The following is a 16,197-nucleotide window of genomic DNA, read 5'->3' as shown; positions in this document are numbered from 1 at the left end:
GTTACTGTCTCCCTTTCCGGAAATTCGTTTGCGCCATGTCGCCTACCCCTCAGATCTGCGTTCGGATGTGCGGCGAACGGGCATAGAGCGCCACCATCGGCAGGATCAGCAGCCCGAAGATGAATTGTTGCCATTTGAAATCGAGGCCGATGCCGACGAGGAAGCTGGACAGAACCTGCAGCACCAGCACGCCGATGACCGTAAAGCCGTATCCGCCGGCGCCGCCGAGCAGCGACGTTCCGCCGACCACCACGGCGGCGAGCGTCAGGAACAGATACTGGTCGCCGACGCCGATGAAGCCGCCGCCCGACCAGCCGAGCAGCAAGCCGCCGGTCAGCGCCGCGAAGAAGCCGGAGAGCGCATAGGCGATCACCCAGTAACGCATCTCCGAGATCATCACCCGGCTGGCCGAGGTGCGGTTGACGCCGAGGGCGTAAAGGAAACGCCCGTAGACCGTCAGCCTGAGCGCCAGGATGAGGATGAGCGCGATCAGCGCCCAGATGGCGATGACCGGCGGGAAGGAAAGGCCGAAGGTGGAGCCGTTCATCGCCGAGATGTTGGACAGCCACGCCGGCACGGTGCCGAAGACGTTGCCGGAATAGGCCGAACCGATCGAGGTGACGATCTGCACGCCGCCGGAGATGGCAAAGCCGGTGCCGAGGGTGACGATCAATGCCTGCCCTTGCAGCTTGTAGCTCAGGAACCCGTTGATCACGCCGAACAGAGCCCCGATGGCGAGCACGATCAGCGTGGCGAGCCATGGCGGCACGCCGAGGCCGATCAGGTAGAGCAGGCCGACATTCGCCGCACCGATGATGAAGGGGATCGACAGGTCGAGACCGCCGAGCAGCGCCACCAGCGTCTGGCCGATGGAGGCGAGGCCGAGGAAGGAGGCGAACAGCAGCATCGACTTGATGTTGTTGCCGGAGGCGAACCCTTCGATGTTCATCGAGCCGACGGAAAACAGCCCGGCCAGCACCATGATGCCGATGAAGGCGGAGCGGTTCTGCTGGAACTGCCGCCCGAGCGTGCGCGTCAGGATGAGGATCGCCAGCAGGATGATCAGCGAGATGACGTTCCAGATATTGAAGAAGGCCTCGACCGTCAGCGACAGCACCAGGAAGGCGATGAGGATCAGCGCCAGACCGAGCAGTGGCCAGCGGTACTGCAGCCAGGCGGTGCGCAGCGGGCTCGGCCCTTCGACGGCGACAGCGGTCGCGGCCGGATCGAGGAACTGGCCGATGACGAAGCGCCATGCCCAGACGAACAGCGCCATCGTGGCGATCGCCGACAGGATGATCACCTGAACGGAAAGTGCCTGGGCAAAACCGAAGCCGACGCCGAGCGCGGTGAGCACGATGGCGATGGCAAGGCCGAGGATGCGGGCGGGCAGGCTGATCTGCGGCAGCTTTTCCATCACTCGACCGCCTCCGTTTCAGGCCCGCGCACGCCTTCGGCCATGACATAGGCGCCGGCAAGGACCAGTGCCGCGACGACCACGGCGACGGCCGGCGCCAGCGTGCGGCGGTTCGACTGGCCGACCGCGAGACGCACGAACACGGCGATGACGATCAGGAGCAGCACCGACAGCACGAGCGGGGCGGCGGCGATCCGCAGCGCCTCGGTCTCCGGCGAAACCGTGGCGATTTCCAGCGGGCCGGTCAGCGCCGCCTGCATGTCGAGCGGGCCGGGAACGATGGCACCTGCGGCGCCGAGCGCGCCATAATCGAAGATAGCGTGCAGGATGATGCCGAGCACGACGACGGAGAGCGCCACGAAATAGAGCAGCGGCGAAAAATTGCGGATGCGGCGCTGGATGACGGGGATCAGCAGCGTCAACAGCAGCGAGATGACGAGGATCGCGCCATAGGCCAGGTTGGTGACGAAACTCTGGACAGTGCCGAAATTGAAGGTCGAGAGCACATAGGTGATGAGGTAGAGGTTGATCGCCCCCAGCGCCGACCCGAACACGCCGCCGCGCCCGCCCCCCAGCGAGGCGCCGCCGAGCACCAGCGCGGTGACGGCGATCAGCGTGTAGGTGGTGCCCTGCGACGGGTCGCCGGAAGAGATCAGCGCGGTGAAGCAGATGGCGGCCAGGCCGGCAAAGCAGCCCGAGATCATATGCGCGCCGATGCGCACGATGGTGATCGGCACGCCGGACGTGTAGGCGGCGCGCTCGTCCGAACCCATCAGGCGCAGGTGGGTGTAGAAGGCGGTGGCGGTGAACAGCAGCCAGGCGGCGGTGGCCAGCAGCAGGATGATCAGGATCGGCGAGAAGATCGAGGTGCCGTATCCCCATTCCGCCATGAAGGCCGGCGCCATGCCGCCCGGCCGCGGCAGGATGACGAGGTTGATGCCGCTGAGCGCCAGATACCCCGAAAGCGACACGATGATCGGCTGCACGCGCACATAGATGACGATCAGCGAAAAGATCAGCTGGTAGAGCGCGCCGACGGCCATGCAATAGAGGAAGACGGCGATGGGATTTTCCAGGAGGCCGGCGCCGTGCAGCTGGATCAGCGTGACGTTGATGAAGCCGATCAGCGGACCGACGGAAAGGTCGACGGTGCCACGGCCGGAAATGGTCGAGGCCATCAGCGTGTAGGTGGCAAGGATCAGCGGCGTGACGACGATGATCGCCGCGCCGATACCCGAGGCCGACATCAGGCTCGGCGCGCGCAGCACCGCCACGGCGAGCAACGCGAAGAACAGCGTGATCGGCATCAACAGGAACGGGTTGGATCGCCCGCCCTGCGCCTCTGTTTTCGCCGTCGGGGTCGTGATCGCCGCCGTACTCATCGCGATGCCCCGCTGCGCGGCTGGCCTTCGGCACCGAATTCGACGACGCGGATGGTTTTCGGCGCCATCGCAACCTTTGGCGTGGCCGTCGCCACCAAGCGCTCGACCGGCACCTGCTGCGGCGACAGGCCGTCGTGACCGGAGCGCAACGTCGCCTTGATCTCTGCGGGCACGGAAACCTGCACGCGAACACCGTCGCCCTCGGGTGCACCGCCGCTCCGCTCCGTCCTGGCCCGCTTCGGCGTCAGCCCGTGGGCGGTCGCCAGACCTTCACCCGAGGTCTGGCCGAACATGGCTTCCAGAACGCGTTTCGTTTCCAACGCACGTCCGTCGAAAGCGTCGAACGGCGCACCGTCCCGGAAGACGATGACGCGGGTGGCAAAGCCCAGAAACTCCTCGATTTCCGAGGACATGTAGACGACCGCCCTGCCCTCTTCGGCAAAGGCGCGCAGATGCTTGTAAAGCTCCGTCTTGGCGCCGACGTCGATGCCGCGCGCCGGATCGTTGAGCACGATGACGTCGGGACGCATCGCGAAACCGCGGCCGATCAGCACCTTCTGCTGGTTGCCGCCGGAAAGCGAGGTGATGCGGTCTTCCTTGGCGCCGAACTTGATCAGGAGATTTTCGGCCTCGCGTTTAAAAATCGTCGTCAGCGTCGGGCGGTCGATGATGCCGAGGATGCCGGCGCGCTTCTTTTCGCGGTAGAGCGGCATCACCATGTTTTCGAAGATCGACAGCGAGGCGAAGATGCCCTCCCGCTTGCGGTCGCCCGAGACGTAGGCGATGCGGCCCTTGACCGCCTCGCCGAGCGTGCGCACCGGCAGCCAGCCATCGTTGCGGTCGGCCACCTGCACCAGGCCGCGGGCGGCGGGCGCAACACCGGCAAGCACGCGCACGAAGGCATCCTGCCCTTGCCCGTCCAGCCCGGCGACGCCGACGATCTCGCCGCGGCGCAGGTCGAAATCGAAGCTGCGGGCATTCGGCCAGACGGCGAGGTTGCGCGCCTTCATGGCGCGCTCCGGCGTGCGCGGCTGCGGTGCCGTGTGCACGGCATGGCTCGTGCCGCGGTCCTCGCCGGTCATCAGCGCCAGCAGGTTGCGTTCGGTGATCTCGGCTTTTTCCAGAACGCCGACGTCGCGTCCGTCACGCAGCACGGTGGCGCGGTCGGAGATGCGGATCAGTTCGGCGATGCGGTGGGTGACGATCAGCACGGTCGTGCCGCGGTTGCGCAGCGCCCGCATGCGGGCGAACAGGCGTTCGGTGCTGTCGAAGTCGAGCGCCGCCGAGCTTTCGTCGAGGATCAGGATTTTCGGTTCGGACAGCAGCGCGCGGGCGATGGTGATCCACTGCTTGAGGCCGAGCGGCAGCGTGCCGACCAGCGCATGCGGATCGACGGGTTCGCCGGACAGTTCCTCCATCAGTTCCGCGGCGCGGGCGACCTTGCGCTCCTGCGACAGCGTCTTTGAGAACAGCCGGTCGGCGCCCATGAAGATGTTGTCGACAACGGAGCTTTCGTCGGCGACCAGCACTTCCTGGTAGACGGTGGAGATGCCGAGCGCCCGGCTTTCGGCCGGCGTCGACGGGGTTTCGCCGAGGATCGACACCGTGCCGCCGTCGATGGGCAGGATGCCGGAAACCACCTTGGCAAGCGTGCTCTTGCCGCAGCCGTTGCCGCCGACGATGGCGTGGATCTCGCCGGCGCGGGCAGAAAAGGAAACGCCGTCCAGCGCCCGGGTCGGCCCGAAATATTTCTTCACGCCACGCACGAGGATCGTCTCCCGGCTTGTCACGTGTTCGATATCTGGGGCGGAAGACGCCATGACGATCCCTTCGGGGCGTAAAGAGCGAAGCGAAAAACGATGATGGTGATGAGAGGGGCCGGCAAGCCGGCCCCTTCAGCGATCAGGGCTTGTAGGCCTTCGGATCGGCGGGATGCAGGAAGAAGTCGTCGAGGTAGGACGGGTCGTAACCCCAGCGCTTGGCGCCGACCTTCAGCCATTCGGCGGTATCGACCGAGCAATCCTCGTTCATGACGGCCTTGAGATCGTCATGCGTCAGCTTGACGGGGTCGACGAGGATCGACTGGATCTTCGGGCCCTGTCCCTGCAGCGTGCGCATCATCACATGCCACATCAGCTCGATATCGTCGGCCGGCGGCCAGAGCTGGAAGGAGTAGTTGATGTAGTCGGGGTTCTTGCGCCACTGGCACAGTGCGCCCAACTCGCCGCCGATGGCGACCGGGATTTCGCCACGGCCGGCCTGCTGCACGGCGCGCAGCACGCCCATTTCCGCCGCCGACTGCACGACGATGCCGTCGAGCTTGCCCGGATTGGTGGCAAGCCACTTCTGCACTTCGCCCTGCGCCACCTGGTCGGTCCACATGCCGGCGACCGAGCCGACGATCTTGATGTCCGGCGAGGAGGCGAGACCGGCGAGCACGCCGCGGTTCTGGCTGTCGGAGCCGGACGTGCCCGGTATGCCTTCGACCACCAGCACGTTGCCCTTGCCGCCGAGCTGGTCGACCATCGCCTTGCCGATCTCGTAGCCGCCGACCTGATAGTTGACGGAGGAGTTCACGGCATATTCCGAGGTCAGGTAGCCGGTCATCGAAAAGACCGGGACGCCCTTGTCGGCGGCATACTTGACCGAAGCGTTCAGCGCCGTCGGGTTGGAGCAGCAGAGGATGATCGCGTCGACGCCCTGGTCGACGAGCTGACGGATCTGCTGGATCTGCGTCGCATCGTTGAGGTTAGACTGGGTGATGATCACGTCGGAGAGCAGACCGAGCTGCTTCCACTCGGGAACGATGACGTTCTGCAGCTCATCCATGGCGGCGGCGCGCCAGGTGTTGCCGGCGTAGGACGAGGCGTAGCCGATCTTCCACGGCGGCGGGTTCTTCGCCTTGAAGTCACGCCACTTGCTCGGGCCGATCGGCTGCATCGGGTCGAGCATGTCCTTGTTGTAGAGGCGCTTTGCCACGTCGGGATTGATCTCGTCGAGCCCCTCGGCATGCGCCCCGATCGCGGCGGCGACGAGGAACGCCGCCGCGCAGGCGAATTTCTTTAGCATATTCAACTCCTCCAGGTTGGTATGTCCAATTTTCACATGCAATCAGTCGTAAAAGTCGTGCGGCGCCTTGCGGAAGCCGGCCCAGGTCACCGGATCGTGGCCGGTGACCACCATCGCGCCGGTATCAGCGGCAATTTTCCGGAGCTTGGCGACGGAATCGGCCGCATCCGCCGACGAGACGACGAGCCCCGGCAACGCCTTGTTCTCCCAATGATCGACCGTATAGGCGGCATCGATGGTCAGAAGCACGGGACCGGTCTTCGGCAGGGTGATCAGGAATGACTGGTGCCCCGGCGAATGGCCGGGAGTGAAGATCATGCGGATGGTGCCGTCGCCAAACAGGTCGTAATGGTCGGTGTATTCGCCGCCGAGGAATTTCCAGTTGAGGCCGGGCCGGTCGAAATCGGCGCGGATATAGGCGCCGGCCGAAAACCAGTGCGGCTTGAAGGCATAGTCGTATTCCGCCCGCTGCACGACATATTGCGCCTTGGGAAAGCGGCCTACCGCGCCGGTATGGTCGAGGTGCAGGTGCGACTGCAGCACGTAGCGCACGGTGTGCGGCGCGACGTCGACCATCTTCAGCTGCTCGACACAGTTTTCCGAAACGCTCATGATCGGATCGTAGGCGGCGAGGACCGAACCCCAGTGGGCGCGCTTGTCGATCGCCACCTCCACGGCGTTGCCGCCGTCGATCACCACGTTGCCTTGCGGATGCTTGATCAGGAACCACGGAACCGGGATGTCGAAGGTCTCTTCGCCCTGGTTCATCTTGATATATTTGGTCTTGGTGCGCAGGATGCCGGTCTGGAACATGTGCAGTTCGATCCCGGACGATTTTCTGCGCGCCCGCGGTGCTTCCGCCGGGGCAGACGAAAACACCGGGCGCGGCGCCAGCGACGAGCTTGCCGCCTTCGAGGAAGCGGCGCGGCTGTCCACCTCGACGCGATGGCCCTTGTCGTCGAATTCTATGATCTTCATCGCGGCAACCTCAGTTTTCCCGGGCCATGGTTCAGGTTCTCGTCTCGATGATGCGCAGCGCTTCCTTGAGGTAGACGGCAAACAGCGGATAGTTTTCCGACATCGGGAAGTGGCCGATGTCCTCCATCTCGATGTAGATGCCGCCGGGGATCTGCCGGGCGGTGTTTTCCGTCGCTTCCGGCGGCGTCAGGTAGTCGTAGGTGCCGGTCATCATGATCACCGGGCACTTGCGGGTGTCGATGTTGCCGAGCTTGCCGCGCAGGTCGTGGTCGATCGAATAGAAGAACAGGTCGCCCTTGAAGACTTCCGAGCCCTGCGTATAGTAATGCCAGGTCAGCCAGCGATCCATGTCGGGGCTCTGCGGCGCCATCAGGTCCCAGACGCCGCTGGCGCAGACCTGTGCGGCGTTGGCGTGCGGATGCCGCCACCAGTCGAGGAAGAAGCCCGGCGCGTGCTCGGCGGCCTCGACAGGGATAACGGCGCGAAAACGGTCCGGATGATGCAGCGCCAGCTGCAGCGCAACATTGCCGCCGAAGCTCGACCCCATGAAGATCGGTTTGTCGAGTTCCAGCGCATCGCAGAGCGCGACGATGAAATTCATGTAGTGGCTGGCCGTGAGGCGATACTCTTCCTTCCACCATTCCTTGTTGAGCGGCGGATCGGACTTGCCGTGGCGCGCCAGGTCGTAGGCGATCACGTCGTAATGCTTGGTGATCTCCTCGTCTTCGAGCAGGCCGCGCCATTGATGGTTGTGGCAGCCGGCCGTGTGCTGGCAGACGAGCGGAATCCCCTGGCCGTTCCTGAGGTAGAAGACCTTGTATTCGTAACCGTCGACATCGATGGTGACGTATCGGCCGATGACGGGTGAGTGTTTTGCCATTCCGGTATTCCTAATCAGCGGATAGGGTTGGCGGGTGTCAGACGGGGACGCCGACCTTGCGCAGCAGTTCGAACTGCACGGTGAAATTGCGAAGGTTCTGCATCATCACGAGGATGTTGCCCTCGATCTTCAGGTCGCGGCGGAAGCTCGCCGCCCAGATGCCGTGATACATCGGGTCCGGGATCGGCTTGGCGAACTCCCGCCAGGTGGCGGGGCTGGCCCGCAACGCGAAATCATAGGCGTCCAGCGGCTGCGGATCGGTGTTGATCCGGTAGACCTTGCCGTCGACCATCTCGACGATCACCTTCTGGGTGCCCATGTCCCACAGGAAGGTGCAGGTATAATACCGCGCCATCGCGCCGATGGTCTGGTCTCGGTCCGATGTTTCACCGAAGCGGATAGCCCAGTCCCGCACACCCATTACCATGCGTCGCTCCCCAAAAAGCCGACGGCGCGATAGTCCACCTGATGGCAGAGGATCATCGTTCTCCCAACCGTCTTGTGTTCAGCATATCGAACACTTTTCACTGGACTGAAAGCTAAACTTTGGGCTAAACATCTGTCAAGAGAAAAACAGCCGCCCTAAAATCCATTCGGAATGCTACATGGACCAGTCGGACAGCAAAGCGAAATACGTACCCGCATTGGAGAGAGGAACCCGCATTCTGGACCTGGTGGCCCGGTCCAGAAGCCCTCTGAGCCTGTCGGACATGGCCCGGGAATTGAAGCTGGCCCGCAGCAGCGTTCACACGCTTTGCCATACGCTGGTGAACCTCGAACTGCTCATCCGCCGCAACGACCAGACGTTCCAGATGGGGCCGCATGTGATGCGCTGGTCGAATGCCTTCACCACGCAATCGGACGTTGCAGCGGAATTTGCCGCCATGTGGGACCAGGAAACGGAACTGCCCGGTGCCACCATCACGCTCTCCGTGCTGGAAGGGCCGGAGGTGGTCTACATCGCGGCGAGAAACTCCGACGTCAGCCATTCGCTGATCGAGTTCCGCGCCGGCATGCGCCTGCCGGCGGCGTTCACGGCGACGGGCAAGGCATTTCTCAGCCATATGAGCGAATTCGAGGTGCGAAAGCTGTTCGCCGACGGACTGCCCCCCGGTCGCACCCCCAAAAGCGTCCAGGATATCGAGGTGCTGCTGGGGGAACTGCAGGAGGTCCGCAGGAGCGGCTACAGCTGCGACGACCAGCAGGTCGCCGAGGGCATCGTCTGCTTCGGGGCGTCGGTTCTGGATTCGCGCAACCGGCCGATTGCCGGCGTGGCCGTCAGCCTGCCGACCGAAGCCTTGGAAAGCGGCGACCGCGGCCGGGTGATTTCCAACGTCCAGCGCATCGCCACGCGCCTGTCGCACCGCATGGGAGCGGATTTGAGCCGCATGAGCGGCCTGCTCCACTCGGCCAACCAGCGGGTCGGACAGTCTCCCAAAAATGAGATCGTCAGGTAAGAATCGAGGGACTGCCCATATGGTGCAGAACTGCGTTTGGTGCCATGATACGACCAATGGGAGCGTTCTCATAGGGGTCGGGCATGCGGAGGAGGAGCCGCCGGCCCGGCAGGGGCAATGACGGAAAACGTGGGGAGGTACTGTCGTGCTTGACTTCAACGGGGGGCAAACCGGTTCGATGCCGGGTGAACAATCGGCGGTGTCAAACAGCCAGATGATCGAGACCGCAGCAGGGTTGCTCGAGGTGGTGTCCTTCGGGCGCGAGAACGGCAGGCCGCTGGTTCTGGTCAGTCATGGAATGGGAAATTGGGAATCCCTGCTGGAAATCGGACAACATGTCCTGGCAAACGATCCCGCCCGCAGGATCATCGCCTGGTCGCGACCGGGCCGCGGCAGGAGCCCGGCCGCCGGTAACATCGACAACATGGATCCGCTGATCCACGAGGCGGGCATTGTCCTGCCGGCATTGCTGACCACGCTCGGCATTTCGACGGCGGATTTCGTCGGACACAGCGACGGCGCGACCGTGGCGCTGATCTTTGCCGCCCTGTTTCCCGAGCGCGCCGGCCGCATTGCCGCGATTGCGCCTTACGCTTTCGCCGATGCCCATTTCGAAGCCGCGACGGCCGAACTTCCGGCCACGGAGCGGGAAAGCGGCCTCAGCGACCGTCTGGGCGCGCATCACGACACTCCGCAGGCGCTGTATGTCGCCTGGACCGATCATCGCCGATCGCATGCGATGCAGCATTGGTCGGCGCTTGATCTCCTCGCAGGCGTCGCAGCACCGCTGCTGCTGATCCAAGGCATGGAAGATGCTTTTTCCAGCCCCGTGCAATTGAGCGCCATCGCCGACGTCGTCTCCGGCCCGGTGAAGTGGGTCATGCTGCACGGCGAAGGGCATTTCCCCCAGCATGACAATCCGGAACAGATCTTTCAGCTGGTCGAGGCCCACATCGACACCGTCCGATCGGCGGCGTCGCGACGGGCTATGCGCCACGCAATTGCGGCCGCGTGAGCCTGGGCGGTTCCATCAGCCGCGGCGGTTGTCCAGGTCGGCACCCATCCGCCTGGACAGGCTGCGGGTGATGTCGAGCAGCACTTCCGCGAGCTCTTCGCGCACCGCGCCGCTGAAAAGTTCGGCCGGAACACTGATCATGACAGCCGCCAGCGGCCGGTTCAGGGAATTGAGTACCACGGCCCCCAGGCTGGTGATGCCGGCCTGGCACTGTTCTTCTTCGATCGTATAATCACGCTTGCGAATGTCAGCCAGCGTCGCCAGCAACTCGGCCAGGGTTCCCGGCGACCGGTCGGTCAGAGGTTTGGGGTAACCGTCGGCGAACAACCTTCGCACCTCGTAATCGGATGCGTGGGCCAGCACGGCCTGGCCGGCTGCGACGAAGGGCGCCGGAAGGCGAAGCCCCGGCCGGACCGAAAATCGATGGCCGCCCGCCGATTGGCGCGCCGCGATAAAGACGATCTCGCCCTTTTCCGGAATGCCCAGCGAAACGACAGCCTCGTGCGGTATGTCGCGCTGGTCCCAGAGGGCGGCAAACTCCGCCGCCACATCGGTCTGCCTGTCGAAGGCATTCGACCATCTCAAAAGATGCGGACCGAGAAGATAGGTCTGGTCCGGGCGGCGAATCAAAAGCCCGAGCTGGACGAGAGTCGAGCACAGGTTGTGTACCGTGCTCTTGGGCAGGGCGGTTTCGCGCGCCAGTTCCGATACGGTCAGGTACCGTTTTGCGGTGGCGACGATGTCGAGAATGCCAGCCGCCCGTTCGACCGCCGGGACAAGTTTCTGCTGGTTCTGTTCCTGCTCCATCGCTCCGCCATTCCCACACTGTGATCCGCATGCCGAAGCACCGGCATAGTTTGACCCGACGCGTTAGCAAACGTCAAAATAGGTTTCTGTCCAGTCCGTTCCCGAAATGGGGATTTTTTCGTGTTTGATACGTAAAGGAGGCGCCGTATCGCTCGCTCGAAGTTCGATTTGGGCCGGCTTCGCGAAAAAATAGGCATAGGGTCATCATGCAACCTCGGCTTTACATCGAAGCCCTGCGGCTGGCAAGCGCGCCGGCGACAGACGCCTACCTCAGCATGAACACCTGCTCGCCCGACAGGAAAACCGAGTCACCGCGACCTGTCAGCGGCACATGGCGCCCGTGGTTTCGCGGACCACCAGGGGACCGTCGACCTTGATGGTCATCGGGCGGATCTGCTTGCCGTGGATCGCCATGTCGATGAGGTATCCCGCCGCCTTCTGGCCCATCTCGTAGTTGGGCAGGACAAGCGTCGAGAGCGGCGGATGCGTGTAGCGCGCCAACTCCTGGTCGTCGTACCCCATGACGGAGACGTCCTGCGGCACGCGCAGCCCCTTTTCCTGCGCCGCCTCCATGACACCGATCGCCATCAGGTCGTTGCCGCAGAAGATCGCCGTCGGGCGGTTGGCCATGGACAGCAGTTCGATACCTGCTTCATAGCCGCGCAAGGGCAACCAGTCGCCGTCGCGCACCAGGCTCTCGTCGAAGGCGATGTCGGCCGTGGCAAGGGCCTGCTTGTAACCCTTCAGGCGGTCCATCGCGGCGTCCATCCACGGCTCGCCGTTGATGAAACCGATGCGCTTGTGCCCCAGCGCCGTCAGGTGCGCCGTCGCCGCGAAGCCGCCCACCACCTCGCCGGGCACGATCGCCACATGCTGGCGCGGCTCGCAATAACAATTGAGCAGGACGGTCGGGATGGATTTCAGCGCCGGCGGCACGGAAACCTTGCGCGTGAAGATGGTCGCGTAGATGACGCCGGCAATAGAGGGATCGCGCAGGACGGAGCGCAGAACGGCCTGCTCCAGGTCCGGGTTCGAGCGCGTGACATGGGCGGAAACCAGCAGTCCCTGCTCGAAGGCATAGTCACGAATGCCGTCCAGACTGACGACCGGATGGGGGCTGGTGGAGATTTCATCGACGATGAAGGCGATGGTATCCTTCTCCACCACGGGTGTCGCGGCGACGGTGCCGCGCGTGGCCGGCAGTCTATAACCAATTTTATGAGCAGCCTCGCGCACCTTCTGCTGCGTTTCCACCGAAATGCGCGAGCCGGACATTTCATTGAGCACGAGCGAAACGCTGGATTGGGACACGCCGGCGATGCGGGCGATATCCGTCATGGTCGGGCGTCCGCTGCCGTTTTTGTCCGTATTGCGCCCGTTTCCTTTGGCCATGCGTCGTTCCTCACCCCTCGCCGTGCTTTGCACTGCACACGCCTTTTTTGCAAGTGCTCATAATTTTGGCTCTTGACTGCTAATATTATTAGCGCAAGATTTGCACATGTGAAGCAGGAATTTGCTCACGTCCGGTAGAGGAGCACCGGCCATAACCTGGGAGGAGAAATCGCTCATGACATCCATGTCCCGTCGCACCTTCTTGCTTGCGGCAACTGCCGTCGGCACGCTTGCCATCGCCGGCGTCGCCATCGCAGAAGTGCCGAAGCTGGCACAGAAGGACACCTACAAGGTCGGCTTCGCGCAGACCGAATCCAACAATCCCTGGCGCATCGCCCAGACGAACAGCATGAAGGCCGAGGCTGAAAAGCTCGGCTACCAGCTGGTCTATACGGACGCTGCCGGCTCGGCCGCCAAGCAGGTCGCCGACGTCAATTCGATGATCGCCCAGGGCGTCGACGTCATCTTCCTCGCGCCGCGCGAAGAAAAGCCGCTGATCCCCGCCGTCATGGCGGCCAAGAAGGCCGGCATCCCGGTCATCCTGCTCGACCGCTCGGTCGATCCGTCGCTTGCCAAAGCCGGCGAAGACTACCTGACCTTCATCGGCTCGAATTTCGTCGAGGAAGGCAAGCGCGTCGCCGAATGGCTGGCCAAGAACGCCAACGGCAAGTCGAAGATCATCGAACTGGAAGGCACGACCGGTTCTTCGCCCGCCAACGACCGCAAGAAGGGCTTTGACGAAGCGATCCAGGCGGCCGGCGGCTTCGAGATCGTCGCCTCGCAGACCGGCGACTTCGCCCGCGACAAGGGCCGCCAGGTTGCGGAAGCCCTGCTTCAGGCGCATCCGGATGCGGACATCATCTACGCCCACAACGACGAAATGGCGATCGGCGCCATCGCGGCGCTGGAAGCGGCCGGCAAGGTGCCGGGCAAGGATGTGCTCGTGCTCTCCATCGACGGCGGCAAGGAAGCCGTCCAGCTCGTCGTCGACGGCAAGATCGCGGCGGTCGTCGAGTGCAACCCGCGCTTCGGACCCAAGGCGTTCGAAACGATGCAGCGTTACGCCAAGGGCGAGAAGATCGAGCCCACCCTGGTGAACGAGGACAAGTTCTACGACGCTTCCAACGCGGCCGCCGAACTCGCCAACGCCTACTGACCAAAACTCCCAAGCCTTTTGCGGTCGGGGCGGCGAAACCGTCTCGGCCGTTTTTTCGAGCGACCTTTGGCCAGTTCGGGTGTAGGCTCGTCATGCGTTTGGGATAGAGGAGAACCCCGATGCTTCTTTCCATGCAGGGCATTTCGAAGGCGTTTGCCGGCGTCGTCGCGCTCAAATCCGCCTCTCTGGAGGTGGAGCCGGCGGAAGTCATGGCGCTTGTCGGCCAGAACGGCGCAGGCAAGTCGACGCTCATCAAGATTCTCACCGGCGTTTATCGCCGAGATGAGGGCAGCATCACCTTCAACGGCAGGAATATCGATTTCACCATGCCGGCAGAAGCGCAAAGCGCCGGCATCGCGACCATCTACCAGGAAATCAACCTTGCCCCGCAGCGCTCGGTGGCCGAGAACATCTACCTCTCCCGCGAGCCGAAACGCTTCGGGCTGATCGACCACGCCGCCATGCGCCGCGGCGCCGAGGCCGTGCTGAAAACCTTCAATCTTTCCATCGACGTCGACCGTCCCGTCGCGCATTTCGATGCCGCGACCCGACAGATGGTGGCGATCGCCCGCGCCGTCACGCAAAACGCCCGCCTCGTCATCATGGACGAGCCGACCTCTTCGCTGGACGAACGCGAGGTCGCCGTGCTCTTCGAGACGATCCGCACGCTGAAACGCTCCGGCGTCGCCGTCATCTTCATCGGTCACCGGCTGGACGAGCTTTATGCCATCTGCGACCGCGTGACGATCATGCGCGACGGCCAGACCGTCGCCAAGAGTCCGATGGCCGACATGCCCAAGATGGCGCTGGTGCGCCATATGCTCGGCAAGGAACTCGCCGCCTTCCAGGCGATGGCGCCCGATCAGGACGTGCCCGAGCGTCCCGCCCGCCTTGTCGTCGAAAACGCCGGCGCCGGGGTGCGCGTGCGTGATGTCAGCCTGACCGTGCGCGAGGGCGAGATATCGGGTCTTGCCGGCCTGCTCGGCTCCGGCCGCACGGAGACGGCGCGGCTGATCTTCGGCGCCGACAGGATGCAGCGGGGCACCATCCGCATGGACGGAAAGGAGCGCGTCTACCGCGAGCCGGCGGATGCGATCGCCGACGGCATCGGCCTCGTTTCCGAGGACCGCAAGATCGACGGCATCGTGCCCGACATGAGCATCCGCGAGAACATGACGCTGGCGCTGCTGCCCAAGCTGAAGAAAGCCGGCATCGTCGATCGCGCCAGGCAGGACGAGATCGTCACGCGCTACATTCGCGCGCTCGGCGTCAAATGCGCATCGCCTGACCAGCCGATCAAGGAACTTTCGGGCGGCAACCAGCAGAAGGTGCTGCTCGCCCGCTGGCTCGCCACCGATCCGCGCGTCCTGATCATCGACGAGCCGACCCGCGGCATCGATATCGGCGCGAAATCCGAAATCCTCAAGCTGTTGCGCAACCTCGCAGACGAAGGGCTGAGCGTCCTGATGATTTCTTCCGAGCTGGAAGAGCTTCTCGCCGCCGCCGACCGCGTCACCGTGCTCAGCGACGGCACGTCGGTGGCGACGCTGCCGCGCAAGGATCTGAGCGAGGCGGCGCTGCTTTCCGCCATGGCCCATCAGGTGGCCCCGGAAGGTGAAATCGCATGACGACAATCGAGACCCCTGCCCCGCAGCCGTCAGGCACGCTGTCTTCCGGCAGCCGGCTGCTCACGCTCGCAAGCCGCTACGGCACCTTTGTCGCCTTCCTGGCGCTGATCATCTTCAACATCGCGGTGACACCGAACTTTCTGTCCTGGCAGACGCTCAACGTGAACCTGACGCAGGTCGCCACCATCGTCATCGTCGCCACCGGCATGACGCTCGTCATCGCCACCGGCGGCATCGACCTTTCGGTCGGTTCGCTGATGGCGATAGCGGGCGCGCTGGCGCCGATGATCTTCATGGGCCAGTTCTGGCAGGTGGACAACATGGCGTTCGCCGTGGCTCTCGCCTTCCTGATCCCCGTCGCGGTCGCCGGCGTGTTCGGCCTGTTCAACGGACTGCTCGTCACCCGCTTCTCCATCCAGCCGATCATCGCGACACTCGTTCTCTTCATCGCCGGCCGCGGTATCGCGCAGGTCATGACCAACGGCAACCTGCAGGTCTTCAAGAACGAGGGTTTCCAGTTCATCGCCATGGGCCGCATCGCCGGCATCCCGGCACAGGTCGTGCTGATGATCGTCATCGTCGTGCTCGCCTTCGCGATGATCCGCTACACGGTCATCGGCCGGCAGATCATCGCCGTCGGCGGCAACGAGAAAGCGGCGCGGCTGACCGGTATTCCGGTCAAACGCGTCAAGCTGTTCGTCTACATGATCAGCGGGGCGCTGGCGGGCCTGGCCGGCCTCGTCGTGGTCGCGCGCAATTCCGCAAGCGATGCCAATCTCGTCGGTCTCGGCATGGAACTCGACGCCATCGCCGCCGTCGCCGTCGGCGGCACGCTCCTGACCGGCGGCCGGGCCAACGTCGTCGGCACCCTGCTCGGCGCCTTCGTCATCCAGCTCGTGCGTTACACGCTGCTCGCCAACGGCGTGCCGGATGCCGCCGCCCTCATCGTCAAGGCCGGGCTGATCGTGCTCGCCGTCTTCATCCAGCAACGCGCCGACAGGCATTGAGGAGACCAC

At 64.0% G+C, this 16,197-nt stretch carries 14 protein-coding genes; 5 read left to right on the top strand and 9 right to left on the bottom strand.

Annotation, left to right across the window (positions count from 1 at the left end; translation table 11 throughout):
* Positions 1-49: 49 nt before the first annotated feature.
* The 7 genes from DEM27_RS18700 to DEM27_RS18670 all read right to left on the bottom strand — a co-directional run bounded on the left by DEM27_RS18700 (position 50) and on the right by DEM27_RS18670 (position 8,153).
* Positions 50-1,417 carry an ABC transporter permease gene (locus DEM27_RS18700; RefSeq protein ID WP_109459761.1) on the bottom strand — a complete coding sequence of 456 codons (1,368 nt, stop codon included), beginning with the start codon at positions 1,415-1,417 and terminating at the stop codon, positions 50-52.
* Positions 1,417-2,799 (bottom strand): ABC transporter permease, encoded by a 1,383-nt coding sequence (locus DEM27_RS18695; RefSeq protein ID WP_245445926.1) that lies wholly within the window; start codon positions 2,797-2,799, stop codon positions 1,417-1,419. Before DEM27_RS18695 ends, DEM27_RS18700 begins: the two co-directional genes overlap by 1 nt.
* Positions 2,796-4,619 carry a sugar ABC transporter ATP-binding protein gene (locus DEM27_RS18690; protein WP_245445924.1) on the bottom strand — a complete coding sequence of 608 codons (1,824 nt, stop codon included), beginning with the start codon at positions 4,617-4,619 and terminating at the stop codon, positions 2,796-2,798. Before DEM27_RS18690 ends, DEM27_RS18695 begins: the two co-directional genes overlap by 4 nt.
* Positions 4,620-4,701: 82 nt before the next feature.
* Complete coding sequence (locus tag DEM27_RS18685) at positions 4,702-5,868, bottom strand: ABC transporter substrate-binding protein (protein WP_109459760.1); 1,167 nt, start codon at positions 5,866-5,868, stop codon at positions 4,702-4,704.
* A gap of 42 nt (positions 5,869-5,910) precedes the next feature.
* Positions 5,911-6,681 carry an AttM family quorum-quenching N-acyl homoserine lactonase gene (gene attM, locus DEM27_RS18680; protein WP_109459790.1) on the bottom strand — a complete coding sequence of 257 codons (771 nt, stop codon included), beginning with the start codon at positions 6,679-6,681 and terminating at the stop codon, positions 5,911-5,913.
* Between the two features lie 196 nt (positions 6,682-6,877).
* Positions 6,878-7,726, bottom strand: coding sequence for an alpha/beta fold hydrolase (locus tag DEM27_RS18675; RefSeq protein ID WP_109459759.1), 849 nt, complete (start codon positions 7,724-7,726; stop codon positions 6,878-6,880).
* 37 nt (positions 7,727-7,763) lie between these two features.
* On the bottom strand, positions 7,764-8,153 hold the full coding sequence (locus DEM27_RS18670) for a hypothetical protein (RefSeq protein ID WP_109459758.1): 390 nt from the start codon (positions 8,151-8,153) through the stop codon (positions 7,764-7,766).
* A 178-nt stretch (positions 8,154-8,331) separates the two neighbouring features.
* On the opposite strand from DEM27_RS18670, the gene DEM27_RS18665 reads away from it, so the two are divergent.
* Positions 8,332-9,183 (top strand): IclR family transcriptional regulator, encoded by an 852-nt coding sequence (locus DEM27_RS18665; RefSeq protein WP_109459757.1) that lies wholly within the window; start codon positions 8,332-8,334, stop codon positions 9,181-9,183.
* 145 nt (positions 9,184-9,328) lie between these two features.
* Complete coding sequence (locus tag DEM27_RS18660) at positions 9,329-10,198, top strand: alpha/beta fold hydrolase (protein WP_128755528.1); 870 nt, start codon at positions 9,329-9,331, stop codon at positions 10,196-10,198.
* A gap of 15 nt (positions 10,199-10,213) precedes the next feature.
* Here DEM27_RS18660 and DEM27_RS18655 read toward each other — a convergent pair whose 3' ends face one another.
* On the bottom strand, positions 10,214-11,005 hold the full coding sequence (locus DEM27_RS18655) for an IclR family transcriptional regulator (RefSeq protein ID WP_109459755.1): 792 nt from the start codon (positions 11,003-11,005) through the stop codon (positions 10,214-10,216).
* A 321-nt stretch (positions 11,006-11,326) separates the two neighbouring features.
* Positions 11,327-12,397 carry a LacI family DNA-binding transcriptional regulator gene (locus DEM27_RS18650; protein ID WP_165823484.1) on the bottom strand — a complete coding sequence of 357 codons (1,071 nt, stop codon included), beginning with the start codon at positions 12,395-12,397 and terminating at the stop codon, positions 11,327-11,329.
* A 175-nt stretch (positions 12,398-12,572) separates the two neighbouring features.
* On the opposite strand from DEM27_RS18650, the gene DEM27_RS18645 reads away from it, so the two are divergent.
* From DEM27_RS18645 to DEM27_RS18635, 3 genes are all read left to right on the top strand, one after another.
* The gene (locus tag DEM27_RS18645; RefSeq protein ID WP_109459754.1) at positions 12,573-13,553 is read left to right on the top strand and encodes an ABC transporter substrate-binding protein; all 981 of its coding nucleotides are present in this window, start codon (positions 12,573-12,575) and stop codon (positions 13,551-13,553) included.
* Positions 13,554-13,672: 119 nt separating this feature from the next.
* Complete coding sequence (locus tag DEM27_RS18640) at positions 13,673-15,181, top strand: sugar ABC transporter ATP-binding protein (RefSeq protein WP_109459753.1); 1,509 nt, start codon at positions 13,673-13,675, stop codon at positions 15,179-15,181.
* Positions 15,178-16,188 carry an ABC transporter permease gene (locus tag DEM27_RS18635; RefSeq protein WP_109459752.1) on the top strand — a complete coding sequence of 337 codons (1,011 nt, stop codon included), beginning with the start codon at positions 15,178-15,180 and terminating at the stop codon, positions 16,186-16,188. The genes DEM27_RS18640 and DEM27_RS18635 overlap by 4 nt, the downstream gene beginning before the upstream one ends.
* Positions 16,189-16,197 lie beyond the last annotated feature (9 nt).

The sequence above is a fragment of the Rhizobium album genome (assembly GCF_003122325.1).
Lineage (GTDB): Bacteria > Pseudomonadota > Alphaproteobacteria > Rhizobiales > Rhizobiaceae > Metarhizobium > Metarhizobium album.
Note: the sequence above shows the minus strand (reverse complement) of the source record. Positions and strands in the feature narration are given on the sequence as shown.

What these genes read in the sequence shown, in the direction of transcription:
- DEM27_RS18700 (WP_109459761.1), bottom strand. Translation starts at nt 1,417, where the DNA reads ATGGAAAAGCTGCCGCAGATCAGCCTGCCCGCCCGCATCCTCGGCCTT.
- DEM27_RS18695 (WP_245445926.1), bottom strand. Translation starts at nt 2,799, where the DNA reads ATGAGTACGGCGGCGATCACGACCCCGACGGCGAAAACAGAGGCGCAG.
- DEM27_RS18690 (WP_245445924.1), bottom strand. Translation starts at nt 4,619, where the DNA reads ATGGCGTCTTCCGCCCCAGATATCGAACACGTGACAAGCCGGGAGACG.
- DEM27_RS18685 (WP_109459760.1), bottom strand. Translation starts at nt 5,868, where the DNA reads ATGCTAAAGAAATTCGCCTGCGCGGCGGCGTTCCTCGTCGCCGCCGCG.
- attM (WP_109459790.1), bottom strand. Translation starts at nt 6,681, where the DNA reads ATGTTCCAGACCGGCATCCTGCGCACCAAGACCAAATATATCAAGATG.
- DEM27_RS18675 (WP_109459759.1), bottom strand. Translation starts at nt 7,726, where the DNA reads ATGGCAAAACACTCACCCGTCATCGGCCGATACGTCACCATCGATGTC.
- DEM27_RS18670 (WP_109459758.1), bottom strand. Translation starts at nt 8,153, where the DNA reads ATGGTAATGGGTGTGCGGGACTGGGCTATCCGCTTCGGTGAAACATCG.
- DEM27_RS18665 (WP_109459757.1), top strand. Translation starts at nt 8,332, where the DNA reads ATGGACCAGTCGGACAGCAAAGCGAAATACGTACCCGCATTGGAGAGA.
- DEM27_RS18655 (WP_109459755.1), bottom strand. Translation starts at nt 11,005, where the DNA reads ATGGAGCAGGAACAGAACCAGCAGAAACTTGTCCCGGCGGTCGAACGG.
- DEM27_RS18650 (WP_165823484.1), bottom strand. Translation starts at nt 12,397, where the DNA reads ATGGCCAAAGGAAACGGGCGCAATACGGACAAAAACGGCAGCGGACGC.
- DEM27_RS18645 (WP_109459754.1), top strand. Translation starts at nt 12,573, where the DNA reads ATGACATCCATGTCCCGTCGCACCTTCTTGCTTGCGGCAACTGCCGTC.
- DEM27_RS18640 (WP_109459753.1), top strand. Translation starts at nt 13,673, where the DNA reads ATGCTTCTTTCCATGCAGGGCATTTCGAAGGCGTTTGCCGGCGTCGTC.
- DEM27_RS18635 (WP_109459752.1), top strand. Translation starts at nt 15,178, where the DNA reads ATGACGACAATCGAGACCCCTGCCCCGCAGCCGTCAGGCACGCTGTCT.